This is a genomic window from uncultured Ruegeria sp., from assembly GCF_947497005.1.
Taxonomy (GTDB): domain Bacteria; phylum Pseudomonadota; class Alphaproteobacteria; order Rhodobacterales; family Rhodobacteraceae; genus Ruegeria.
Genome location: NZ_CANMFF010000004.1, coordinates 278,294 through 301,486 on the forward strand (window position 1 = coordinate 278,294; position 23,193 = coordinate 301,486).

Below are 23,193 nucleotides of genomic sequence, written 5' to 3' on the forward strand. Positions count from 1 at the left end.
GGCGTCAATGGAAACGTTTAGCCTGGGCGTCGTCCTTTTCACCCTTATCGTTCTGGCGCTGGTGGCCATCATCATGGCCGCGCGCTCGAAACTGGTCTCGACCGGAAATGTGAACATCACCATCAATGGTGAGAAAACCATCGCCGTGCCAGCGGGCGGCAAGCTACTGCAAACACTGGCGGCTGAAAAATTGTTTGTACCTTCGGCCTGTGGCGGCGGCGGCACTTGTGCGCAATGCCGTGTACGTGTGCACTCCGGTGGTGGGTCGATCTTGCCGACCGAAGAAAGCCATATCACGAAACGCGAAGCGTCGTGCGGTGATCGCCTGTCCTGTCAGGTTGCTGTGAAGCAGGATATGGACATCGAAGTTCCTGAAGAAGTCTTTGGGGTCAAGAAATGGGAATGTACCGTCCGCTCGAACGAAAACGTGGCGACTTTCATCAAGGCGCTGACTCTGGATTTGCCCGAGGGCGAGGACGTGAACTTCCGCGCCGGTGGTTATATCCAGATCGAGGCCCCGGCGCACCAGTTGAAATACACCGATTTCGACGTTGAGGCAGAGTACCGCGAAGATTGGGACCGGTTCAATCTGTGGCAGTATGAATCGGTCGTGAACGAACCGATTGAGCGGGCCTATTCGATGGCCAACTACCCAGACGAGAGGGGCATGATTATGCTGAACGTCCGGGTTGCCTCACCGCCACCGGGGTCCGAAGGTATCCCGGCCGGTCAGATGTCGTCGTATATCTTCAATCTGAAACCGGGCGACAAAGTCACGATCTCGGGCCCGTTTGGTGAATTTTTCGCCCGCGAGACGGGAAAAGAGATGGTGTTCATCGGTGGCGGTGCTGGCATGGCGCCGATGCGCAGCCACATATTCGATCAACTCAAGCGTCTTGAGAACCGTGATCGCAAGATCAGTTTCTGGTACGGTGCGCGGTCGAAGAAAGAGATGTTCTTCGTCGAGGACTTCGACACGCTGGCCGAAGAGTTCGACAATTTCGAATGGCACGTGGCCCTGTCGGATGCCCAGCCTGAGGATGACTGGAAAGGCTATACAGGCTTCATCCACAACGTTCTGTTCGAGGAATACCTCAAGAACCACCCGGCGCCAGAGGATTGCGAGTTCTACATGTGTGGTCCGCCGATCATGAACCAGTCGGTCATCAACATGCTGCTGGATCTGGGTGTGGATCGCGAAGACATCATGCTCGACGATTTCGGCGGGTAAGAAACGAAAAACCGGCGCTGAATGCGCCGGTTTTTTCACTTGGTGACCTGCCAGCGCTATTTTCCGTAATAATCCCGATACCACGCGACGAACTGGGCAATACCGTCTTTCAGGTCTGTTTGCGGGCGATAATTCGTCAGTCGCTGCAGCAGACGATTGTCAGCCCAGGTGGCATGAACGTCCCCCATCTGCATCGGCATGAAGTTCTTAATGGCTTTCTGCCCTACGGCCTCTTCGATGGCTTCTACGAAATCCATCAGACGCACTTTTTCGCCGTTGCCAATATTGACGATGCGATAAGGTGCAACGGGTGACAGGCTGTCTCCGTCCTCGATGTCCTCACGGCTGGATGGCCGCACCGGCGGCACGTCGATCAGCAATCTGATCCCCCGCACGAGGTCTTCCACATGAGTGAAGTCGCGATACATGTCGCCGTGATTGTAGATATCAATCGGTCGGCCCTCCAAGATCGCGGCAACAAACTTGAAATATGCCAGATCAGGTCGCCCCCACGTGCCGTAGACCGTAAAGAACCGGAACATGGTTGTCGGCAAATCCCACAGATGGGCATATGAATGCCCCATTGCCTCATTCGCCTTCTTTGTAGCGGAATAGATGGTCAGTTGGGTGTCGGCCTTTTCCGTCTCGATGAACGGCATCTCTTCGTTGGCACCATAAATAGACGAGGTTGACGCCATCAACAGGTGATCGACCTTATGTTGGCGAGCAATTTCCATCACGTTGAACGTCCCGACGACGTTCGATTCAATATAACTGCGGGGAAATTCCAAGCTGTGTCGTACGCCCGCCTGGGCCGCCAGATGGACGATGACTTGCGGCTGGAATTCCTCGGCGACCTGTAATAGCCGGTCGTCGTTTTCCAATCGATCCTCAGTTGCGGTAAATTGCGAATTCTGAAGCAGAATCTGGTGTCGCCGCTGTTTCAGGACCACGTCATAATAGTCTGTCATCCCATCATAGCCGTGCACGCGGTACCCGTCCGCCAAAAGCAGCTTGGCCAGATGGAACCCGATGAAGCCTGCAGAACCCGTAATCAAAACCCGTTTCATAATACCCTCAGAACACGTTTAACTCTCATCGTTGATCGAAGGGCACCGCCCCAGACGTTTGCACGACTGTTGTCGAACACTTTGATTGTCATATCTGACATATAGAGGTCTTTGGTCAACACTCTGCCTATTCAACCAGTTGTTGATTGCTGCCGACGCGCGGGCCGGGTAGGGAACGTGAGATATGATTACCGATTGGATCAGACGACAGTTCCGGCCCTCCACAGACCAGAACACCGATCTTGTGTCGTGCGACATCGCGCCGGCAGAGCAGCTGACGGCTGTCGGCGACATCCATGGGCGTCTCGACCTGCTGCAAGCATTGCTGCCGCGGCTAAACGATCAGCGACCTTTGGTTTTCGTCGGTGATTACATTGACCGCGGGCCTTACAGCGCCCAAGTATTACGCCAGCTGCATCATCTGAGCAAAACATCAGAAGGGCGTGTTCAGTGCCTTCTTGGCAATCACGAAGAAATGCTGTTGCGCTTTGTCGATGATCCTCAGCGTTATATTAATCTTTGGTTTCACAACGGAGGTTTGCAAACCCTGGCATCTTTCGGAATTCCATTGCCAAGTGAAACCGAGATCAGCGAACACGGGCCTGAGCTTGCCAAACAATTGCGCCGTGCGATGGGAAAGGATTTGCTCACATGGCTTGCAGATCTGCCGTTGACCTGGACCAGTGGCAATGTTGCACTTGTTCACGCCGCACTGGACCCTAGGCAACCTCTGAATGAACAATCACGCCAAATCTGCTTGTGGGGACACCCAATGTTTCCTCGGCTTTCACGCTGCGACACCCAATGGGTCGTACACGGTCATACGATAGTAAACCGCCCCCGGATTAGAAATCGGGTCGTATCCATTGACACTGGTGCTTTCGCCTCAGGCCGTTTAACGGCCGTCGAAATCCAAAGCGGGAGCGTTCGGTTCCTTTCGACCGTGTGAACGCAAGGGCCTTAACCTACGATCATTTGCTTCATGCGAAGGGCTTCGTATTCCAGCTCTTTCAGGCGGAAATGGACAACGTCTCCGATGGTGATGACACCGCACAAATTGCCGTCGCGCAGCACCGGCATATGGCGAAAACGGCCTTCAGTCATTGTTTTCAGAACGCCATTCAACAGATCTTCAGGCGTGCAGGTCTTTACATCCTTGGTCATCAGGTCTTCGACCGATTGTGGCAGGGTCTGGCCGGGAGTGTCCGCCATCCGCCGAACGATGTCGCGTTCCGACAGAATTCCTTGCAATGCGCCATTCTGATCCGTCACAAGTACGGCACCAATCCGCTTTTCCTTGAGCGTGTTGACCACCGAATGGATGGTATCAGTTGGTCGTACCGAAAAAACCGAGTCCCCTTTACCCTCAAGCAGCTTTGCCACGGTTGTTTGCGAGTGCGACAGGTTCGATTCCGTCGATTGGCTGTACGTCGTTTTGTCAGCCTTGTCGCCGCGCGACGGCGACTGGTATGAGGTTGGAGCCATGGGCAATCTCCTTATGGTTCTTGCAAAGTCTTTCCCTTTCACCTTAGCGCAGCTAAACGACCTGTATAGGGTGGAATTGTACGGATCGGCGAAATCGCGGGCGCGGAAAGGAAGTTTGAGCTTTTGAGTGAACTCTATCTTACTCCGCCCATAGCTGCGTTGATCTTTTTTGCAGTTGTTGTCAGCGGTCACAATTTTCGCATGGCGTGGAAACAACAATCGCCAGGTTGGCAAAAGCGTGCGTGGTTGTTCGGTGTACCTGCGGGGATTGGTCTTTTGATGTTGGGCTTTCTACCGCTTAAGATGTGATCGCAGTTTGACTCTGGCGAGGGCCACTGGCATATGCCGGGCACAGAATTTCCCGGAGATCGCCCATGCGTCTTTTGCCTGTACTGGCTCTTTTCACCCTTCTTTCCGGCTGTCTGTTCGAGAAGGAACCCGAGGTGGTTCGTCTGTCGGGCGAAACAATGGGCACGACCTTCAATATTACCGCGATTGGCGAAGATCTTGATGAGGTTGCATTGGCCGCGGCTGTCGAAGAAACATTGGCTGAGGTTAACACCAAAATGTCCAACTGGGATCCGAATTCCGAGGTCTCTGTCTTTTCGGGATCAACCAGCACTGACCCGATGCCTGTTTCGGACGAATTTGCGCTGGTTCTTTCGGCAGCGAATGACGTGCACAAAAAAACCGGGGGTACTTTTGACGTAACTCTGGGGCCGCTGATCGAACTTTGGGGCTTTGGCCCGCGCAAGCCCGAGGACCCGGTGCCATCAGATGCTGAAATTGAGGCCGCGCTAGCCAGCGTAGGGCAAAACCGTCTGCTGAAGCTCGACACTGATGCCGGCACTCTGTCGAAGTCCGACGCCAAGGTTGGCATCAACCTGTCCGCGATTGCCAAAGGCTATGGCATCGATGCCGTGGCCGGAACTTTGAAGGATACCGGGATAGAAGATTATCTAGTCGAGATTGGCGGTGATCTTGTCACCAAAGGTCAGAACGAGCAGGGCGAAGCCTGGCGCATCGGCATCGAAAAACCTGAAACGGGCGCTCAGAGCATCCAATTGATTGTTTCTCTGGATGACCGCGGCATGGCCAGCTCGGGCGACTACAAGAATTTCTTCGAACAGGATGGCGTGCGCTATTCACATATCATTGACCCGACTACTGGCCGACCGATCACGCATCGAACAACCTCCGTCACGGTTCTGGCCGAAAACGCAATGATGGCAGATGCCTGGGCAACAGCCATGCTTGCTTTGGGTCAGGAAAAGGGAATGGAGATCGCGGAAGACCATAAACTTGCCGTGTATTTCATCTCGCGGGATGTGACAGGCGGCGAAAATGCCTATATCACTACGCATAGCACTGCGTTCAAAGACGCGCTGGGATCAAACTGACTGTTGGAGCTTAAATGAGCACCTTTATTCTGGCCTTCATTCTTCTCGCTCTTGTCATGGTGGGCATGTCTCTGGGCGTCATGCTGATGGGTAAGACCATCAAGGGCAGCTGCGGTGGTTTGAACGCGATCTCGGGTGCGGATAAATGCGTTGTGTGCCAAAAGGACGTCGATCCCGACAGCCCACTGCGCGATCAGTTGCAGTGCAAACGCGCCAAGAAGATGTTGGAACAGATGGAACGTCAGGCCTGAAACAAGTTTTGCTTCGTTCTGCGGATGGAAATGGCTAATGAAGACCCCATGACTTTCGTGGAGGCGTTGCGTTGGCCAAGGCAAAGAATATTCTGTTCATCATGTTCGACCAGCTGCGCTGGGATTACCTGAGTTGTTACGGGCATCCGCATCTGCACACCCCAAACATCGATCTCTTGGCTGCCAAGGGCGTCCGTTTCAACCGCGCTTATATCCAGTCGCCGATCTGCGGTAGCTCGCGCATGTCCACTTATACTGGGCGCTACGTGCACTCGCATGGGGCGTCATGGAACGGTATTCCATTGAAGGTCGGCGAGATCACGATGGGCGATCATCTGCGCAAAGCTGGGATGGATTGCTGGTTGGTCGGCAAAACCCACATGCGGGCAGATGCTGAGGGGATGGCCCGGCTTGGGTTGGAGCCCGACAGCCTGATTGGTGCCCGGGTCGCCGAATGCGGTTTTGACGTGTTCGAACGGGATGACGGTATGCTGCCCGAAGGGCCGGATGGGTATTACGATCCGGACGGCGCGAAGGAATACAACAAGTTTCTGAAAGCCAAAGGATATGAGAGCGACAACGCTTGGCACGACTTTGCCAATTCGGGATTGGATGAAGATGGAAACGTTCTGTCCGGCTGGTTTCTGAAAAACTCGCCCGAAGCGGCAAACATTGCCGAGGAAGACAGTGAAACACCATACCTGACCGGTCGTGGTATCGAGTTCATGGAAACGCATGATGGTCCGTGGTGTTGCCACTTGAGTTTTATCAAACCACATTGGCCTTACATCGTACCCGAACCGTACGCCTCGATGTACGGACCGGAACATGTGCTGCCCGTGGTGCGCTCTGAGGCAGAACGCCAGAATGCGCACCCAGTGCTCAAAGCCTTCATGGACACAAAAATCGGTCAAACCTTTTCGCGGCAGGACGTTCGTAATGCGGTGATCCCGGCCTATATGGGTCTGATCAAGCAAGCCGATGACCAGATGGGCCGCCTGTTCAACTGGATGGAGAAAACCGGACGAATGGACGACACGATGATCGTGTTGACATCGGATCACGGCGACTTTCTGGGCGATCACTGGATGGGCGAAAAGACCTTTTTTCACGATGCTTCGACCAAGATGCCGCTGATTATCTATGATCCATCACCTGAGGCTGACGCGACGCGTGGCACAGTTAGCGATGCATTGGTGGAGTCCATTGATCTGGCACCTACCTTTGTCGACTTCGCCGGAGGTGAAGTGGCGACACATATCCTTGAAGGCCATTCGTTGCTTCCGATCCTGCATGGGACGACAGAGGTGCTGCCGCGTGACATCGCGATCTGCGAGTATGATTATTCGGCCTCGCCCATCGCGGATATATTGGATGCCTCCGTACGTGATGCTGTGATGTTCATGGCCGCAAACAAGAAATGGAAACTGATCCATTGTGAAGGTGGTCATCGGCCGATCCTGTTCGATCTGGAAAACGATCCTGAGGAATTGAACGATCTTGGCGACAGTGCTGATCATGCTGACGTGATTGCCGAAATGTATGATCATCTGTTCGCATGGACTCGCCGGGCGTCACAGCGCACCACTCGTTCTGAACAGCAGTTGATCGAAATGCGTACCAAGAGCCGGGGCCGGGGGGTTGTTTTGGGTGTTTACGATGAAAATGACGCTCCGCTGGATTTGACGGTCAAGTATCGCGACCGCAAGGCGCGCCCTTACAAGAGCTATCTCAAGGATTAAATTTTCCGGGATTTTCAATGAATACGCCAAACCACCTGTATCTCGAATGGTTCAGCGGTGTGATGTCTTCCGGCGAAAGACCTTCGTTGCCTGACTTCTTGATTAATTCTGCATCAATTGCTGCAAAGACGGTTCACCCCTTGCCAGCCAGACGCTAGAAGGTGACCCAAGAGCAGTAATCGGAGAATTTCAATGTCCACCCCCAAACCGGTTGTCCTGTGCATTCTTGATGGGTGGGGCCTGTCCGACGACACACAGGCGAACGCGCCCTACCTGGCGCACACTCCGACCTTTGACGCGATCATGACCGAATGCCCGCACGCCACGCTGATAACGCACGGCCCCGATGTGGGTTTGCCCAGCGGGCAGATGGGCAATTCCGAAGTCGGCCACACAAATATCGGTGCGGGCCGCGTTGTTGCCATGGATTTGGGTCAGATTGACCTGGCCATCGAAGACGGTTCTTTTTTTGACAATGAGGAGCTGCAGGCTTTCATTTCCAAGGTTAAGTCCTCCGGTGGAACAGCTCACCTTATGGGGTTGGTCTCGGACGGCGGTGTCCACGGGCACCTGAACCACATCATTGCGGCAATCAAGGCCATTACGGATGCCGGCGTTCCGGTCGCCCTTCATGCCGTAACGGACGGGCGCGATGTGGCCCCTAAATCGGCACTGTCCTATTTTTCCGAACTGAACGAGCAGTTGCCCGAGGGGGCCCGTATTGCCACGGTGAGCGGTCGCTATTTCGCTATGGATCGCGACAATCGCTGGGAAAGGGTTTCCGAAGCTTATGACGCGATGATCAACGGCAAGGGCAGGGCGGCCAGCACCGCGCATGGTGCCGTGGACCACGCTTACAACCAGTCTGAGTCTGACGAATTCATCACACCCACTGTACTGGATGGTTACGAGGGTGTCGTCGATGGGGATGGCTTTTTCTGCCTGAATTTCAGGGCAGATCGCGCGCGCGAAATCCTACGCGCGATCGGTGAACCGGACTTTGCGGAATTCGAAACCGGGCCGCGGCCAAAACTGTCGGCGCTGTTGGGTATGGTCGAGTATTCGGACGGCCACAAAGCTTACATGACAACGGTTTTTCCGAAACGGGAGATTGTGAACACATTGGGCGAATGGGTGGCCAAACAGGGTTTGCGTCAATTCCGGCTGGCTGAAACGGAAAAATACCCCCATGTCACTTTCTTTTTGAACGGGGGTAAGGAAACCCCGGAACAGGGTGAAGATCGCTTTATGCCCAAATCCCCCAAAGTCGCGACCTATGACTTGCAGCCTGAAATGTCCTCGGCCGAGGTCACGGCCAAGTTTGTCGAGGCGATAGAGGAAGGTTATGACCTGATCGTCACCAATTATGCCAACCCCGACATGGTCGGGCACACCGGTGATCTGCAAGCTGCGATCAAGGCATGTGAGGCTGTCGATGCGGGGCTGGCTCAGGTCGTTGCCGCCTTGGACAAGGCGGGCGGCGCAATGATCATTACCGCCGATCATGGAAACTGTGAGGTGATGGTTGATCCTGAAACCGGCGGCCCACATACGGCGCACACGCTGAACCCTGTGCCCGTTGCGTTGGTTGGAGGACCTGAAGGGGCGCAATTGCGTCAAGGTCGGCTGTCCGATCTGGCTCCAACTCTTCTTGACCTGATGAACCTGCCCAAGCCGACCGAAATGACCGGAGAAAGCCTTTTGTCATGAGGCTGATCGCCCTTGCGATATATCTGCTGTCAGCCTTGCAGGCCTTGGCCCAGACTGATTCGTCCCAAGCAGCGCTGGAAGCGGCAGAGATGCTGGAACAGGCGTCTATCTCGCTGACCGAAGCTGAAAGTGCCCGGGATCGGGTGCGGGCGCTGACCGAAACGATACAGGCCTATGAGGCCGGGTTAAGCGCCATGCGGTCCGGGCTGCGCAAGGCCGCAACACGCGAAGCGCAGTTGAGCGCGGAACTAAGAGCGCGCGAAAAGGATGTCAGGCAATTGCTCGGCGTTTTGCAAACCATCGAAACAACCGCCCCACCGGTGCTGATGTTGCACCCTTCAGGCCCGTTGGGCGCGGCGCGGACCGGAATGATACTGTCCGAGGTGACACCCGGTCTCAACGCCAAAGCACAAGCGCTGGCACAAGACCTGAACGAAGTTCAGACATTGCGGATTCTGCAGCAAAGCGCCTCGGAAACTCTGACAGAAGGGCTGAGCGGTGTGCAAAACGCCCGCACGCGTTTGAGCGAAGCGATCGCGGACCGCACGGATTTGCCGCGTCGGTTTGTTGAAGACCCGGTGCGCACGGCCATTTTGATATCTTCGACCGAGACTCTGGATGGGTTCGCAAGCGGGCTGTCCGAAATCTCGGAGGGCGAGATCATTGAAACCAACGCCAGCGTCTCGGACCAAAAAGGGCAGATTACTTTGCCCGTGCAAGGCGTCCTGTTGCACAAAGCCGGTGAATCGGATGCCGCAGGGGTCGCTCGTGCAGGACTGGTTATGGGAACCCGGTCCCGTGCGCTTGTAACATCACCCACTGCAGCAACGATCCGCTACCGAGGGCCCTTGCTGGATCTGGGAAACCTGATCATTCTGGAGCCGCAACCAGGCCTTTTATTCGTGTTTTCGGGCCTGCAAGAGATTTATGGCCAGCCCGGGCAGGTGATCCCCGAGGGCACTCCGGTCGGCCTGATGCCCGGTGAAACGCCAGAAATAGGCGCAATATTGTCAATAAGCGGTGATCGCACTGGAACTGACCGCCCAGAAACGCTCTATATAGAGGTAAGAGAAGATAATAGCCCCGTGGACCCGGAATCGTGGTTTCGGACCGACAAGGATGGATAAACGAGTATGAAGAAATTTGTGATGGCCGGTCTGGCCGGAACTGTGGCAGGTATTCTTGCGACAACTCAGATCGCAGGTCCCCTGCTGGCGCAGGAGGCCGTGAACAAGGCCAGCGTCTATGAGCAGCTTGATCTGTTTGGTGACATTTTCGAACGCATCCGCGCACAATACGTCGAAGAGGTTGAGCCCGAAGAACTGATCGAGGCTGCAATCGATGGCATGCTGACCTCGCTTGATCCGCATTCCAGCTATCTTTCACCTGACGATGCCGAGCAGATGCGGGTTCAGACCAGAGGTGAGTTCGGTGGGCTGGGAATTGAAGTCACACAAGAAGATGGCTTTGTCAAAGTCGTCTCACCGATCGACGACACCCCAGCTGACGAGGCCGGGATCGAAGCCGGGGATTTCATCACACATGTTGATGGCGAAAGCATCCTGGGCCTGACGCTGGACAAAGCGGTTGATCTGATGCGCGGCCCGGTCGGGTCCGAGATTGTCATTACAGTCGTGCGCGAAGGCGAGCCAGATCCCTTCGATGTCCCCATTATCCGCGACACAATCAAGCTGACCGCTGTTCGCGCACGCACCGAAGGGACAAGCGTGGTTCTGCGCGTGACTACTTTCAACGATCAGACATTCCCCAATCTACAGGAAGGGCTGCGGGAGCAGATTGAAGAAGTCGGCGGCGTCGACAAGGTCAATGGTGTCGTTCTGGATTTGCGCAACAACCCCGGCGGTTTGCTGACGCAGGCCATCAAAGTTTCGGATGCGTTTCTGAACGAAGGTGAAATCGTCTCGACCCGTGGACGTGACCCGGAAGAAGGTGAGCGGTTCAACGCAACCCCTGGCGATCTGGCCGAAGGCAAACCAATTGTCGTGCTGATCAACGGTGGTTCGGCCTCGGCATCCGAGATCGTGGCTGGTGCTTTGCAGGATCACCGTCGCGCTATCGTGGTCGGCACCAAAAGCTTCGGTAAAGGTTCGGTTCAGACGGTCATGCCGCTGCGTGGCGACGGGGCCATGCGCCTGACCACGTCGCGATATTACACCCCGTCAGGACGGTCGATTCAGGCTCTTGGCGTCAGCCCGGACATTATCGTGGAGCAACCACGCCCGGCGCCTGAACCGGAAGAAGAAGAAGCCAACGCCCGCACCCGGTCCGAGGCCGATCTGCGCGGTAGCCTTAACAATGACAGCCTGAGTGAAGATGAGATCCGTCAGATCGAGGAAGATCGTGCCAAGGCTGAGGCGACAGCAGAGCTGCGGGAGGAGGATTACCAGTTGGCTTATGCAATAGACATCCTCAAAGGGCTGTCTGCCTTCAATCCGAACGGGCCATCCCAATAAAGCAATCAGGGCCGCAGATAACGCGGCCCTTTTTTGGCTTTAGCTTTCGATCTTGTGCAGTTTCTTTTCATCGAGAAGCAATGCCAGGACGATCCCAACCGAGACTGAGATTGTCGCAAAGATGAAAGCCATGCTCATGCCGCTGTCGAACGCTGCCGACAACGCCTGTTGAACCTTTTCCAACTCACTGGGTGACAACCGGCTGATAACTGCTTTGGCAGATTGTGTGTCAAGCGTACCGCCATTGATCGCCCGCAGGTCTGCGTCCGTCAGCTTGACGCCTGCAGCGGTCAGCCCTTCGCGCAGTTTTGACAGGCTGACGACGTACATGATGGCCGTAGCGCAAGCAACGGAAATAGCTCCATAGACCAGATGGGTCATAAAGCTTAGTCCGCCGACCAAGCCGGCCCGTTCCGGCTTCACCGCACACATTGCCGCGGTACCGGACGGCCCCACTGTCAGAGTCGCGCCCAGCCCGATCATCGCCATGCCGGGCAGGATACGGACGTACCCCAGATCGCTTGGCATCACGACAATCGTTGCTGCCCCGATTGTGGCAATCAAGTAACCCCAGAACAACAAGCGCTTGGGACCGAAATCATTGTAAAGCGTGCCCGAAATTATCGACGCCACGGCCAGCAGCACCGTTAGTGGCGCCAGCCCCAGTGCGGACTCAAATGTCGACCAGCCCAGCACTTTCTGCATGTATTGGGGGAAATAAAACAGCCCTACAAAAGCCGCTGACACGTTGAACATGTTCAGGCCCAAGGTGATGCGAAACTCGCGGTTTTGCATCATCTGCGGCAGGAGCAAAGGTTCCGCCACACGTTTCTCGACTTTGGGGAACAGAATGAAAAGCACAGCGCTGACGAAAAACAGCATCAGCAACGGAACGGATGTCCATCCCCAATCCGCACCCACATCCAGACCATAAAGCAGCAACAACACGGCAAAAGACAAAACGCCCATCCCGGCGAGGTCCAGATGCTCATCCCGTTGGTTCTGGGTTTCGCGTTCCATCAGGATCAGCGCGGTCGCCATCGAAATGCAGGAAAAGACGACATTGGCGAGGAAAAAGTACCTCCACTCTCCCAGGTTCACGGCCAATCCACTGATCATCGGGCCAAACACATTTCCGGTGGTCACCCCTGCCAGAATGAGCCCCATCACCAGAGCCCGATGTTCAGGTTTCGAGATTTTTGTTGCGCCGAAGGCAAGGGTACAAGGCCAGACGCAACCCGCGCCAACACCCTGCAGCGCACGTGCAATGATCAGGAAATCGAGGTTGGGCGAAACAAAACACATAACCGACGAAAACAGAAAGATCGACAGGCCAAAGATCATCATTCTGCGGTGGCCATACATATCGCCAAGCCGCCCGCCTGCGACCATGGTCATAGCAAAAAATAACGCATAGATGTTCAGAACCCATTGGGTGCTGGTGATATCGGCGTCAAAGCTGTTTTCGATTGCAGGCACCAGCATGAGGGCACCAGTAAAGTCGATACCGATGCCAAATCCTGTCACCATCAACGCGATGACTTTGATAATACTGCTACGATCCATGACGGCGCGCGATCCGTTTCGAATGCGCTCATGATGCACGAAATCGTCAATAAAGATAGGAATACCAATCCGAAGGGATCAGGAGTCGTCCCGGCAGATCCGACGGAATGCGCGTTTCAGCATATCAAGTTCTGCCCGTAGCAAGTTTACTTCGACCCTGAGGTCATCCGCGGCCGGCTCACCCGCGATTATGCTGAAGCTGCCAAGTTTCTCGGTCGTTGCTGCGTCTGCAATGACGAAAGTATGCACACCTTCAGATAGCGCAGCAATGGGTACTTGAACGCTCAGATCCCAGCCGTTTTCTGTAGGTGACAATTCAACACCATCCAGCGTTTCACCCATGTACCGTACATCCAGCCTCGGCTCGGTATTGGCCTGAATGTGACCCTGCCAAATACTGTTTTCGAACCGAATGAAGGTTAACGTGATTTGCGTCATGTCTGATCTTCTCACAAGTCGGCACGGTGAAAACGGCAAAACGTAAGATCCCGCACGACTATACGGTTCATCTCGGGATTCTCAAAAATCAGGTCCAGCCAGATTTTTTCGATCCGGCGTTCATTCAGCGGGAGGTGGGCCAGGTCAAAGTCAACAGCACTTGACGCCTCAGATGGATCAAGACTTCGCAGTACCTTCTCCATATTTGGGCCATGTTGAATGTTAAGTCGTGCGAACACTTGCGATGGGTTTTCGCATTCGATCAGGGTTTCCACCCGCATCAGGTGCTCGCGCGTCAGGTTTAAGGCCGCATTACCCGGCAATTCGACCGACACTGAAAGAAAAGAGCCCTCGAAACTGAACGCTTCGACCATCAGGCTGAACGGGGCCAGATCGCTTGCGCCCCGGTTCCGGATCTGCCGCACGGCAATTTGTGACAACGGGCAGTCGTGGAACAGGCTGACCTGATCATCCACAACAGTCTTGCGCGGAGCCGAGGCCGCGCCGGGTTGCGTCAGAGGGCCACGCCATAAGTCAGGCCGCCAGCTCCAGTCCGTGCCAACAGGTTTGGAAAACTGTACAGATCCGATCTTCGGCCGCAAAAGGCGGGTGTCAGCCTGCTGGATCAAACGATCCAGATGCCCGCGCAAATTGCGTGCCTGTTCCCGTTGTTGCCGCAATTCCGATTGCGTGGCATTCGGAGCCTGTTGCGCGGCCCGACGCCAACGCCCCAGAGTCTTGCGATGAAGATAGCGATCCAGAATCCTGCCCATGACCTCGTCGTCCGATAATGCCCTTCTTTAGTCAAGAAGAAGAGTATGGACAAACCCGCAATAACAAAATTGCTATCGAAAGCGTGCGTTTTTCTGTTGGGGCCAGCGCATAAATTAGATAGGCGCGCTGTGCCGGAACTGAAGCGGTCTATTCTTGCAATGCACCGGGTCAGTGCTTACCGTCAGGTACCTGCAAAATGGGTCATCCCAAATACAGCCACACGATAGTTTAGCTAATAATAAGGCCATGTTATGGAGCCCACTTTATTTTCCTTCATTTGGAAACATTCGAAGAAACAGCAACTTGTTCTGTTGGTGCTGACGGTCCTATCCTTCCCGTTTCTCTATGCCTCGTTGGAATTACCCAAACAAATCATCAACGACGCCATTGGCGCACCGGGCGACACGGTAGTGATCTGGGGGATCACCGTGACGCAGGTACAGTATCTGCTGGTATTGTGCTTTGCATTTCTGGCTACAGTGATCGCCAGCGGCCTGATGAAGATGCGCATCAACACTATGAAAGGTGTTCTTGCCGAACGTATGCTGCGGCGCCTGCGCTTTACGTTGATTGAGCGTTCGATGCGCTTTCCGAAATCCTATTTCGCCACCACCAGCCAGGGTGAGCTGGTTTCGATGATCACGTCCGAAGCCGAACCGATGGGTGGCTTGATGGGCGACGCCATCGCGCAGCCGGTTTTCCAGTTCGGCCAGATGATGACCATCGTGACCTTTCTGTTCATGCAGAGCGTTTGGTTTGGCCTGGCAAGTATCGCGCTGATCCCGCTTCAGGCCTGGCTAATTCCCAAACTTCAGCGGCAGATCAATCTTCTTAACAAGGATCGCATTCAGGAAGTTCGGCATCTGAGCTCGGAAATCGGTGAAAGCGCCGCGGGAATCAGCGATTTACGTACCAATGGTGGCTGGCGCTATCGACTGGCGCAATTCAGCCATCGACTGGGGACCTTGTTCGAGATCCGTTTCAAGATCTACAACAAGAAATTCTTCATGAAATTTCTCAACAATCTGATCACTCAGATGACGCCCTTTCTGTTTTATTCCGTGGGTGGGTATCTGGCGATTACAGGTGAGGTGACCGTGGGTGCCTTGGTCGCCGCATTGGGCGCCTACAAGGATCTGAGCGGTCCGTGGAAGGATCTGCTGACCTACTACAATCAGGTGCAGGACATGTCTTTGCGGTGGGAGATTGTCACGGAAAGGTTTGCACCGGACAACATGATACCGGAAGAGCTGTTTGAGGGTGAACCCGAATCCATCCCGCGTCTGAATGGCAATATCGAGCTGCGCAATGTGACGGTCCGCGACAATGATGGTAAAACCATTCTGGAAGACCTCGATCTGACTATTCCTCGCGGTGCGCGAGTCGCAATTCAATCCACACATGCGTCGGAACGCAGTGCGTTGGGCCAGCTTCTGACTCGCGAGGTGTTGCCGGTGCAGGGTGACGTAATCATGGCTGGGCATAACCTGCACGGCCTGCATCAATCCGTTATCGCAGCTCGGATCGGCTATGCTTATTCACGCCCTTACCTGTTTGACGGAACGCTGGGCGACAATCTCATGATGCCTCTGCGCACGCATCCGCGACGTGAAGCAGACACGCTTAAGGCGCCAACAAAAAGGCAAATCGAAGCTGTCCGTGCAGGTAATCCACCCGATCCTCTGGACGAAGAATGGATCGACCCCGGCCTCGCCGGTCTGGATGATGTTGAAGACATACGCGACTGGTGGTTCCAACTGGTGGAAGCGATGGGCATTGATGAATTCATGTTCCGTCGTACTTTGCGAACGCAGTTTGACCCCGAGATCCACCCTGTACTGGCGCAGGAAGTTGTCAATCTGCGAGAGACCATCGCCAAACGTCTGATGGAAAAGGGGCTCGACCGCTATGTTTATCGGTTTGACCCTGATCACTTTAACCCGGCAGTCCCGTTGGGTGGCAATCTGTTGTTTGCCGCCCCGTCGCGGGACATTTCCCCTGACATTCTGGCCGGTGACGAACGGTTCGTTCAGATGCTCAGCACCCATGATCTGGCGGATGACGTGATCAGTATTTCTAATGCTGTTATGGACACGCTGGAAAAAACATTTGGACGGGACGGTGCGGATCACCCACTTTTCCTGAGGCTTGGCATGTCAAAGGACATGTATCACCAACTTCTGGATATCGAGGATCGTCGCAAAGCCAAAGGTGACATCGCTCTGAGTGATCAGGAGCGTGCCATGTTGCTGACGGTGCCATTCCTGCTGACAGCTGAGCAGATCGGTCCTGATTTCCCAGAGGAATACAAAGACAAAATCCTGGCCATCCGCAAAAGTCAGGCCAACAGGTTGAGGGATGCGATGGGTGGTATGTTCATGTCAGTGGCTCCGGATATCTATGTGCCTCGACTGACGGTGATGGAAAATGCGATCTATGGCCGGGTGTCATTGATGGCAGGCGCATATGCGGACGACATCGAAAACGTCGTGGCCGAAGCCATGAACGAAGCCGGTCTGCGCCGTCGGGCGGCGGCCATCATCTATGATCTGCCGTCAGGTTTGGGCGGGAACAACCTGCCCACCGTCTTTCAGGAGCGCGCAGCGTTTTCACGCGCGGGAATCAAGCGTCCTGATGTCCTGATTTTGGACAAGGCTCTGGCCAGCCATGATTCTGAAAGTCGGCTGCGTACCCGCTTGAAACTGCGGGAATTACTGCCCGATTCCATCATGATCTTCATGGAGGATCACTTTGCCCATCCCGAAGCCTATGACCTGTTTGTGGAAATCAAGGACGGTCGCATTGATGGCGTATCTCGCAGCAAACCCGAGCAAGAGGACAGCGTGCCGGATGATCTGAGTCGCAAGCTTGAGATTTTGTCTGCCACCGCGTTGTTTTCCGGTTTGGACGGTCGAAACCAGCGACTACTTGCCTTTTCGGCACAATGGTACGAAGCAGCAACGGGGCAAGTCATCTTCTCGCGTGGTCAAGCGCCTGATGCTGCTTATTTGTGCATCTCGGGTCAGGCCAGGCTGGACTGGTCCAACGAAGACGGAACAAAACGCCCAATCTCAATCATTGAACCGGGGCGGCTGATCGGAGATTTGTCCATTATCACTGGAGAACCAAGACAATTGGATCTGGTCGCTATCGAAGATTGCAGTTTTCTGCGCATCGGCGCAGAAGAGTTGCGGGCCGTCGTTGAAAGCGATGCTACTGTTGCGATCCAACTACTGCAGACCGTTGCAGGGTATCTGACGACGCTTTCCAACAGAATTAACATAGCACAGAACCCTGAGGAAATGTTGCCCTCCGTGACTGACGAAGTGAAACCGGAAAGCCAGGGAAATGATGCCTAGCGCCTATTCCGCTCATATGCATCTGATAAAAAGCGCACGTGCTAGACCCGAAATCTGGCGTTTGTTGCTTGGGTTGTTGTTGATTGCGGTGTTGGTCAGCATTCTGAACATGGCGTTTTTCACCTTGATCGCCGGTATGGGCCCCGAAAGTTGGGCTCAGAACCTTGTGCTGGGCAACTCACCCTTGGCGCTGTTGTTGTTATTGGCCAGCTTCGGGTTTATTTTTCTGAGCGTGGCTGTCGCCGCACGGCACGTTCAGCACCGATCTTTGCGATCCATCATCGGCGAGCGCAGCTTGGCATTGGCCCAGTTCTTGAAGGTGTTGAAAGCACTGCTGATTCTGGGTGTCGTCGGCGTCGTGCTACCCCCCTATAGCGTAGGGGGTGCTCTGATTCAGAATCTGCCATTGTCAACTTGGCTTCTTCTGTTGCCTGTCTCGGCCTTGGTTGTCCTGGTGCAGACCAGCGCCGAAGAAGTGTTGTTTCGAGGGTATATCCAGCAAACTCTTGCGGCCAGGTTCAAATCCCCCATCATCTGGATGGGTGTGCCGTCCATCCTGTTTGCCGTCGGCCACTACACTCCAGACATGGCAGGGGAAAATGCGCTTCTGATTGCACTGTGGGCTTGCGTTTTTGGTCTGCTGACGTCGGATCTGACCGCGAGGGCCGGAACACTTGGGCCCGCTATTGCCCTGCATTTCTTCAATAACGTCATCGCGTTACTATTTTTCTCTTTGCCGGACAACCTGAATGGGTTGGCGCTGTACGTTTTGCCGTTCGATGCGTCGGATGCCGAACAGCTTCGCCCTTGGTTGATGGTGGATTTGGCGGTGATGCTTGTTTGCTGGCTGGCAGCACGGCTTGCGCTCAGGCGCTGATTGCATTTCCTTCCATAGCGTCTTATTTGACGTCAACACCGCACAAGCCAAGGTTCCGACATGAACTGGATCACAAACTACGTCCGCCCCCGGATCAACTCGATCTTCTCACGCCGCGAAGTGCCGGAAAATCTCTGGCACAAATGTGATGAGTGCGGAACGATGTTGTTCCACCGGGAACTGGCGGAAAACCAGAATGTCTGCACCCAGTGCGACCACCACATGGCGATCACACCGCGCGACAGATTCAATCATCTTTTTGACGGTGGCATATTCACCGAGGTCGAAGTTCCGGCCCCCAAGGACGATCCGCTGCATTTCCGCGATCAGAAGAAGTACCCTGATCGCATGAAAGCGGCGCAGAAGAAGACCGGCGAAAAAGAAGCGATGCTGGTCGCCTTGGGTGAAATCGGGCGCACACCGATTGTAGCCGCCGCGCAGGACTTTTCGTTCATGGGCGGATCAATGGGCATGTATGTGGGCAATGCGATCATTGCCGCCGCTCAGGAAGCGGTCAGGCTCAACCGCCCGCTAATTCTGTTTTCGGCGGCCGGTGGCGCGCGAATGCAGGAAGGTATCCTCAGCCTGATGCAAATGCCACGAACCACGGTGGCTGTTGAAATGCTGAAAGAGGCGAACCTGCCTTATATCGTCGTGTTGACCCACCCTACTACCGGGGGAGTGACCGCGTCTTATGCAATGTTGGGAGATGTCCATATCTCGGAACCCAACGCGCTGATCTGTTTTGCCGGTCCCCGCGTGATCGAGCAGACAATTCGTGAAAAACTGCCCGAAGGTTTCCAACGGGCTGAGTATTTGCTGGATCACGGGATGCTGGATCGTGTCACCAAACGCACCGAAATGCGCAACGAACTGATCACCATTACGCGGATGCTCATGAACCAACCACCTGCTATCAAAGGTGAACTGCCAGCGCCGGAGCCCAAAGAAGCAGCGGATGCCGCTGCTGAAGAGACAGATCAGAAATGACGGCCCGGACATCTGACGCCATCCTGGACCGGATGATGGCGCTGCATCCCAAGATCATTGATCTGACCTTGGATCGTGTCTGGCGTTTGCTGGCGGCGTTGGAAGCCCCTCAGCTCAACCTGCCTCCTGTCATTCATATTGCGGGAACCAACGGCAAGGGCTCAACCCAGGCCATGATAAGGGCAGGGCTTGAAGGGGCAGGGCGCTCGGTACACGCCTATACCTCGCCTCATTTGGCACGCTTTCACGAACGAATCCGTCTTGCCGGAGAATTGATTTCGGAACCGGATCTGATGGCGGTTCTGGATGAGTGTTACGCCGCCAACGGTGGCGAGAATATCACGTATTTCGAAATCACCACATGCGCTGCGCTGCTGGCCTTCGCCCGTGCGAAAGCAGACTACACGTTGCTCGAGGTCGGTCTGGGCGGCCGTCTGGACGCAACCAATGTGATCGAAATGCCTGCGGTGACTGTGATTACGCCCGTTTCAATCGATCACGAACAATTCCTGGGCGATACACTGGGCAAGATCGCCGCGGAAAAAGCCGGTATCATCAAACCTGGTGTTCCTTGCATTGTTGGTCCGCAGCAGGACGAAGCGCTTGAAGTCATCGAATACACAGCCGCCCGATTGGGTGCGCCGTTGCTGGTTCATGGTCAGCACTGGCACGTTCATGAAGAAAACGGGCGTCTGATCTACCAGGACGAAACTGGCCTGCGTGATCTGCCTCTGCCAAACCTTCTGGGCGCACATCAGTTTCAGAACGCGGGGGCTGCGTTGGCAGTCCTGCGCCATCTGGACATGGGCGATGAAGCTTATGAAGCCGCCGTGTCCAAAGCCAGATGGCCTGCCCGCATGCAATGTCTGAAATCTGGTCCGCTCATCGATCAAGCTCCGCAGGCTGAGCTGTGGCTGGACGGTGGTCATAACGCTGCTGCAGGTATCGCGCTGGCGGATGTGCTGACGAAACTGCCACAAAAGCCCACGCACATGATCTGCGGCATGCTCAACACCAAAGATGTGACAGGGTACCTCGCACCACTGGCAGAGAAGGCCGCAAGCCTTACCGCCGTCTCGATTCCGGGTGAATCAGCGACGCTCAGCGCAGAAGAAACCGCTGCTGCTGCCGCCAAGGTCAACCTTCCGGCATCCACCGCAGACAGCGTCTCGGATGCATTGAAAGGGATCATGGAAAAAGACCCGCAAGCGCGCGTTCTGATTTGTGGTTCGCTCTATCTGGCTGGGAATATCCTTCGGGAAAACGCATAGACGCGTCCCAACCCCTTCACCTGGCTGAAAATACCTCGGGGGAGGCGCGCGCAGCGCGACGGGGGCAGCGCCCCCTAATTCCCCCAATCCTGATCCTGCATCTCCCGCAGGCGCGAGGCGGTGCGCTCAAACTCGAACGTTCCTTCACCTTCTACATACAGCATCTCAGGCTCGGCTGCCGCGGAACAGATCAAACGCACCTTTGCTTCGTAGAGTGCATCGATCAAGGTGACAAACCGCTTGGCCTCATTGAAGTTGTTCCGGGACAAGCGTGGAATGTCCTCAAGCACCAGCACCTTCACTTCTTCCGCAATCGCAAGATAATCTCCCGGTCCCAACATGCGACCGCACAGGTCATAGAAGGAGGCCCTTGCCACCCCGTTGCGAAAGGCGGGCAATTCAACGGCGCGCCCTTTGACCTGCAAGACCAGCGGGCTCGCGGGGCCACCTGCAAGATCTACCCAGACCTCCCGGATTTTCTGCCGGGCTTCCGGGCCAATCGGTGTGAAGTAGACCGGTGCGCCTTCCAGCCGGTTTTGCCGATAGTCGGTCGGTGATACCAGTTCCCACACCTGCAACTGCTCTTTGATATGCGCGATGAATGGCAAAAACAGCTGCCGGTTCAACCCGTCCTTATACAGATCATCAGGATGTCTGTTTGACGTTGTCACTACGACCACGCCGCCCTCATGCAGCAGGTCAAACAAGCGCCCTACAATCATCGCATCGGTAATGTCGGAAATCTGCATTTCGTCAAAGGCGAGCAGGCGAACCGAATTGACTACGTCTTTCGCCACCGGCGCCAGGGCATCCTCAACATTCTCCTGTCGAGCCTTGTGCATTCCAGCGTGAATTTCCTGCATAAACGCATGGAAATGTACGCGCCTTACCGGGATATCACCCAGCGTATCGACAAACATATCCATCAGCATCGATTTTCCACGTCCAACACCGCCCCATAGATACAATCCCTTGGGTGGTGGGGGAGCCTTGCGGAAGAACCCGCGCTTGACCGGTTCAGACAACGCGGTACGGATACGTTCAAAATGGGGTAGAACGGCCTCTTGTGCGTCGTCGCGGGTCAGAGTTCCATCCGCGATGCAGGCCTCGTAGAGAGAAATAAGATCCGTCATGAATCTGAGCCTTACCTGTCACCTCGCCCGTTGAAAAGAAGCCATTTTTGACGACACATCAAATTTGCTTATCCGTTACCACAAATCTGCTGGATTGACGCTTGCCAAAAAGGCGATACGGTCCTTCGGGCGAAATTTCCGAGGTTTCAATGCCCCAACCCGCCCGCCTGTTGAATCCGATCCTGATCGTCGGTTGCGTCATCATCACGGTCAGCTTCGCGGTGCGCGCCTCGTTTGGCGTATTCCAGATTCCGATCGCGGATGAGTTCGGCTGGTTGCGCACAGATTTCTCACTGGCAATAGCAATCCAAAACCTCGCCTGGGGCATCGGTCAACCGATCTTTGCCGCCATCGCCGAAAAGGTGGGTGACCGCCGGGCAATCGTCCTCGGCGCTCTGACCTATGCTGCTGGCATGGTGCTGTCTGCGTGGTCCGTCACGCCGTTCGAGCATCAGATGTATGCATGGCTGGTGGGTTTCGGCATCGCGGGAACAGGGTTCGGTGTCGTTTTGGCAGTGGTCGGACGCGCGTCATCCAACGAAAACCGGTCCATGTCTCTGGCAATCGTTACGGCCGCGGGCAGTTTTGGCCAGGTTCTGGGCGCGCCAACAGCCGAGTGGTTGCTGTCTTTCCTGCCATGGCAGCAGGTCTTTATCGTGTTTGCCGTGGCAATTCTTGCGCTTGTACTGACCTTGCCCTTCATGCGGGCTCCTCAGCCTGTCTCCAAGGCCGAGCTGGAAGAAAGTATGAGCGAGATTCTGGGTAAGGCGTTCCGCGACCCGTCCTACGCACTGATTTTTCTGGGTTTCTTCAGCTGCGGATATCAACTGGGCTTTATCACTGCGCATTTCCCTGCTTTTGTGACCGAGATGTGCGGCCCGATCCAACCTGGCGGTGTCCTGCATTCCATCGGAATCACCTCCACGTCGGCGCTTGGTGCTGTATCGATTTCCCTGATCGGTCTGGCCAACATCGGCGGCACGCTGTTGGCGGGCTGGGCGGGCAACCACTTCCCCAAGAAATACCTGCTGGCCGCAGTCTATACCGGTCGGACGCTTGCTGCGGCATTGTTCATCATTTTCCCGATCACACCACTTTCGGTCATCGTGTTCTCGCTGGTGATGGGGTCGCTTTGGCTGGCCACTGTACCGCTGACCTCTGGCCTCGTCGCGCACCTGTACGGTCTGCGCTACATGGGAACGCTTTATGGCATCATCTTCTTCAGCCATCAGATCGGCAGTTTCCTTGGCGTCTGGCTGGGCGGGCGCATGTATGACCAATATGGCGACTACAGCATGGTGTGGTGGATCGGGGTCGCAATCGGAGCCTTCAGCGCCATCGTTCACCTTCCGATCCGTGAGAATCGCTCAACAGTTCCCGCCTGAGGCGCGCCTTGACGCACTAGGCAGGAAATCAATTCGA

General features: G+C 55.2%; 19 protein-coding genes. 13 read left to right on the forward strand and 6 right to left on the reverse strand.

What is annotated here, in order from left to right:
• Positions 1 to 7 precede the first annotated feature (7 nt).
• Complete coding sequence (nqrF, locus tag Q0816_RS07960; RefSeq protein ID WP_298849217.1) at positions 8 to 1,231, forward strand: NADH:ubiquinone reductase (Na(+)-transporting) subunit F; 1,224 nt, start codon at positions 8 to 10, stop codon at positions 1,229 to 1,231.
• Between the two features lie 56 nt (positions 1,232 to 1,287).
• Here the strand turns inward: nqrF and Q0816_RS07965 are convergent, their stop codons facing one another.
• Positions 1,288 to 2,301: an NAD-dependent epimerase/dehydratase family protein gene (locus Q0816_RS07965; protein ID WP_298849219.1), complete on the reverse strand. Its 1,014-nt coding sequence runs from the start codon at positions 2,299 to 2,301 to the stop codon at positions 1,288 to 1,290.
• Positions 2,302 to 2,485: 184 nt separating this feature from the next.
• Between Q0816_RS07965 and Q0816_RS07970 the strand changes: the two genes are divergently transcribed.
• Positions 2,486 to 3,250 (forward strand): metallophosphoesterase, encoded by a 765-nt coding sequence (locus tag Q0816_RS07970; RefSeq protein ID WP_298849221.1) that lies wholly within the window; start codon positions 2,486 to 2,488, stop codon positions 3,248 to 3,250.
• Between the two features lie 11 nt (positions 3,251 to 3,261).
• On the opposite strand, the gene Q0816_RS07975 is transcribed toward Q0816_RS07970, so the two are convergent.
• Positions 3,262 to 3,786, reverse strand: a complete 525-nt coding sequence (locus tag Q0816_RS07975; RefSeq protein WP_298849222.1) for a CBS domain-containing protein — start codon at positions 3,784 to 3,786, stop codon at positions 3,262 to 3,264.
• Positions 3,787 to 4,160: 374 nt separating this feature from the next.
• Between Q0816_RS07975 and Q0816_RS07980 the strand changes: the two genes are divergently transcribed.
• From Q0816_RS07980 to Q0816_RS08005, 6 genes are all read left to right on the forward strand, one after another.
• Complete coding sequence (locus tag Q0816_RS07980; protein WP_298849223.1) at positions 4,161 to 5,186, forward strand: FAD:protein FMN transferase; 1,026 nt, start codon at positions 4,161 to 4,163, stop codon at positions 5,184 to 5,186.
• Positions 5,187 to 5,200: 14 nt separating this feature from the next.
• On the forward strand, positions 5,201 to 5,437 hold the full coding sequence (gene nqrM, locus Q0816_RS07985; protein WP_298849225.1) for a (Na+)-NQR maturation NqrM: 237 nt from the start codon (positions 5,201 to 5,203) through the stop codon (positions 5,435 to 5,437).
• Between the two features lie 71 nt (positions 5,438 to 5,508).
• Positions 5,509 to 7,179: a sulfatase-like hydrolase/transferase gene (locus Q0816_RS07990; RefSeq protein ID WP_298849227.1), complete on the forward strand. Its 1,671-nt coding sequence runs from the start codon at positions 5,509 to 5,511 to the stop codon at positions 7,177 to 7,179.
• 192 nt (positions 7,180 to 7,371) lie between these two features.
• Positions 7,372 to 8,889 carry a 2,3-bisphosphoglycerate-independent phosphoglycerate mutase gene (gpmI, locus tag Q0816_RS07995; RefSeq protein WP_298849229.1) on the forward strand — a complete coding sequence of 506 codons (1,518 nt, stop codon included), beginning with the start codon at positions 7,372 to 7,374 and terminating at the stop codon, positions 8,887 to 8,889.
• Complete coding sequence (locus Q0816_RS08000) at positions 8,886 to 10,016, forward strand: peptidase M23 (RefSeq protein WP_298849231.1); 1,131 nt, start codon at positions 8,886 to 8,888, stop codon at positions 10,014 to 10,016. Before gpmI ends, Q0816_RS08000 begins: the two co-directional genes overlap by 4 nt.
• A gap of 6 nt (positions 10,017 to 10,022) precedes the next feature.
• Positions 10,023 to 11,363: a S41 family peptidase gene (locus Q0816_RS08005; protein WP_298849233.1), complete on the forward strand. Its 1,341-nt coding sequence runs from the start codon at positions 10,023 to 10,025 to the stop codon at positions 11,361 to 11,363.
• 39 nt (positions 11,364 to 11,402) lie between these two features.
• Here the strand turns inward: Q0816_RS08005 and Q0816_RS08010 are convergent, their stop codons facing one another.
• The 3 genes from Q0816_RS08010 to Q0816_RS08020 form a co-directional block, all read right to left on the reverse strand.
• A complete protein-coding gene (locus Q0816_RS08010; protein WP_298849236.1) occupies positions 11,403 to 12,929 on the reverse strand; it encodes an MFS transporter in 1,527 nt (508 codons plus the stop codon).
• Positions 12,930 to 13,007: 78 nt separating this feature from the next.
• Positions 13,008 to 13,367, reverse strand: coding sequence for a hypothetical protein (locus Q0816_RS08015; RefSeq protein ID WP_298849238.1), 360 nt, complete (start codon positions 13,365 to 13,367; stop codon positions 13,008 to 13,010).
• A gap of 11 nt (positions 13,368 to 13,378) precedes the next feature.
• Positions 13,379 to 14,140, reverse strand: a complete 762-nt coding sequence (locus Q0816_RS08020) for a DUF6478 family protein (RefSeq protein ID WP_298849240.1) — start codon at positions 14,138 to 14,140, stop codon at positions 13,379 to 13,381.
• A gap of 252 nt (positions 14,141 to 14,392) precedes the next feature.
• Between Q0816_RS08020 and Q0816_RS08025 the strand changes: the two genes are divergently transcribed.
• From Q0816_RS08025 to Q0816_RS08040, 4 genes are read left to right on the forward strand one after another with little or no spacing between them, the layout of a single operon-like run.
• Entirely contained in the window at positions 14,393 to 17,500 is a 3,108-nt protein-coding gene (locus Q0816_RS08025) for an ABC transporter transmembrane domain-containing protein (protein ID WP_298849242.1), read from the forward strand.
• The gene (locus Q0816_RS08030) at positions 17,490 to 18,377 is read left to right on the forward strand and encodes a lysostaphin resistance A-like protein (RefSeq protein WP_367180476.1); all 888 of its coding nucleotides are present in this window, start codon (positions 17,490 to 17,492) and stop codon (positions 18,375 to 18,377) included. The genes Q0816_RS08025 and Q0816_RS08030 overlap by 11 nt, the downstream gene beginning before the upstream one ends.
• A 60-nt stretch (positions 18,378 to 18,437) precedes the next feature.
• Positions 18,438 to 19,367 carry an acetyl-CoA carboxylase, carboxyltransferase subunit beta gene (gene accD, locus Q0816_RS08035; RefSeq protein WP_298849244.1) on the forward strand — a complete coding sequence of 310 codons (930 nt, stop codon included), beginning with the start codon at positions 18,438 to 18,440 and terminating at the stop codon, positions 19,365 to 19,367.
• Positions 19,364 to 20,638: a folylpolyglutamate synthase/dihydrofolate synthase family protein gene (locus tag Q0816_RS08040; RefSeq protein ID WP_298849246.1), complete on the forward strand. Its 1,275-nt coding sequence runs from the start codon at positions 19,364 to 19,366 to the stop codon at positions 20,636 to 20,638. The genes accD and Q0816_RS08040 overlap by 4 nt, the downstream gene beginning before the upstream one ends.
• A gap of 74 nt (positions 20,639 to 20,712) precedes the next feature.
• On the opposite strand, the gene zapE is transcribed toward Q0816_RS08040, so the two are convergent.
• The gene (gene zapE / locus Q0816_RS08045) at positions 20,713 to 21,771 is read right to left on the reverse strand and encodes a cell division protein ZapE (RefSeq protein WP_298849250.1); all 1,059 of its coding nucleotides are present in this window, start codon (positions 21,769 to 21,771) and stop codon (positions 20,713 to 20,715) included.
• A gap of 149 nt (positions 21,772 to 21,920) precedes the next feature.
• Between zapE and Q0816_RS08050 the strand changes: the two genes are divergently transcribed.
• The gene (locus Q0816_RS08050; RefSeq protein ID WP_298849253.1) at positions 21,921 to 23,156 is read left to right on the forward strand and encodes an MFS transporter; all 1,236 of its coding nucleotides are present in this window, start codon (positions 21,921 to 21,923) and stop codon (positions 23,154 to 23,156) included.
• The last annotated feature ends 37 nt before the right edge of the window (positions 23,157 to 23,193 follow it).

What these genes read in the sequence shown, in the direction of transcription:
- nqrF (WP_298849217.1), top strand. Translation starts at nt 8, where the DNA reads ATGGAAACGTTTAGCCTGGGCGTCGTCCTTTTCACCCTTATCGTTCTG.
- Q0816_RS07965 (WP_298849219.1), bottom strand. Translation starts at nt 2,301, where the DNA reads ATGAAACGGGTTTTGATTACGGGTTCTGCAGGCTTCATCGGGTTCCAT.
- Q0816_RS07970 (WP_298849221.1), top strand. Translation starts at nt 2,486, where the DNA reads ATGATTACCGATTGGATCAGACGACAGTTCCGGCCCTCCACAGACCAG.
- Q0816_RS07975 (WP_298849222.1), bottom strand. Translation starts at nt 3,786, where the DNA reads ATGGCTCCAACCTCATACCAGTCGCCGTCGCGCGGCGACAAGGCTGAC.
- Q0816_RS07980 (WP_298849223.1), top strand. Translation starts at nt 4,161, where the DNA reads ATGCGTCTTTTGCCTGTACTGGCTCTTTTCACCCTTCTTTCCGGCTGT.
- nqrM (WP_298849225.1), top strand. Translation starts at nt 5,201, where the DNA reads ATGAGCACCTTTATTCTGGCCTTCATTCTTCTCGCTCTTGTCATGGTG.
- gpmI (WP_298849229.1), top strand. Translation starts at nt 7,372, where the DNA reads ATGTCCACCCCCAAACCGGTTGTCCTGTGCATTCTTGATGGGTGGGGC.
- Q0816_RS08000 (WP_298849231.1), top strand. Translation starts at nt 8,886, where the DNA reads ATGAGGCTGATCGCCCTTGCGATATATCTGCTGTCAGCCTTGCAGGCC.
- Q0816_RS08005 (WP_298849233.1), top strand. Translation starts at nt 10,023, where the DNA reads ATGAAGAAATTTGTGATGGCCGGTCTGGCCGGAACTGTGGCAGGTATT.
- Q0816_RS08010 (WP_298849236.1), bottom strand. Translation starts at nt 12,929, where the DNA reads ATGGATCGTAGCAGTATTATCAAAGTCATCGCGTTGATGGTGACAGGA.
- Q0816_RS08015 (WP_298849238.1), bottom strand. Translation starts at nt 13,367, where the DNA reads ATGACGCAAATCACGTTAACCTTCATTCGGTTCGAAAACAGTATTTGG.
- Q0816_RS08020 (WP_298849240.1), bottom strand. Translation starts at nt 14,140, where the DNA reads ATGGGCAGGATTCTGGATCGCTATCTTCATCGCAAGACTCTGGGGCGT.
- Q0816_RS08025 (WP_298849242.1), top strand. Translation starts at nt 14,393, where the DNA reads ATGGAGCCCACTTTATTTTCCTTCATTTGGAAACATTCGAAGAAACAG.
- Q0816_RS08030 (WP_367180476.1), top strand. Translation starts at nt 17,490, where the DNA reads ATGATGCCTAGCGCCTATTCCGCTCATATGCATCTGATAAAAAGCGCA.
- accD (WP_298849244.1), top strand. Translation starts at nt 18,438, where the DNA reads ATGAACTGGATCACAAACTACGTCCGCCCCCGGATCAACTCGATCTTC.
- Q0816_RS08040 (WP_298849246.1), top strand. Translation starts at nt 19,364, where the DNA reads ATGACGGCCCGGACATCTGACGCCATCCTGGACCGGATGATGGCGCTG.
- zapE (WP_298849250.1), bottom strand. Translation starts at nt 21,771, where the DNA reads ATGACGGATCTTATTTCTCTCTACGAGGCCTGCATCGCGGATGGAACT.
- Q0816_RS08050 (WP_298849253.1), top strand. Translation starts at nt 21,921, where the DNA reads ATGCCCCAACCCGCCCGCCTGTTGAATCCGATCCTGATCGTCGGTTGC.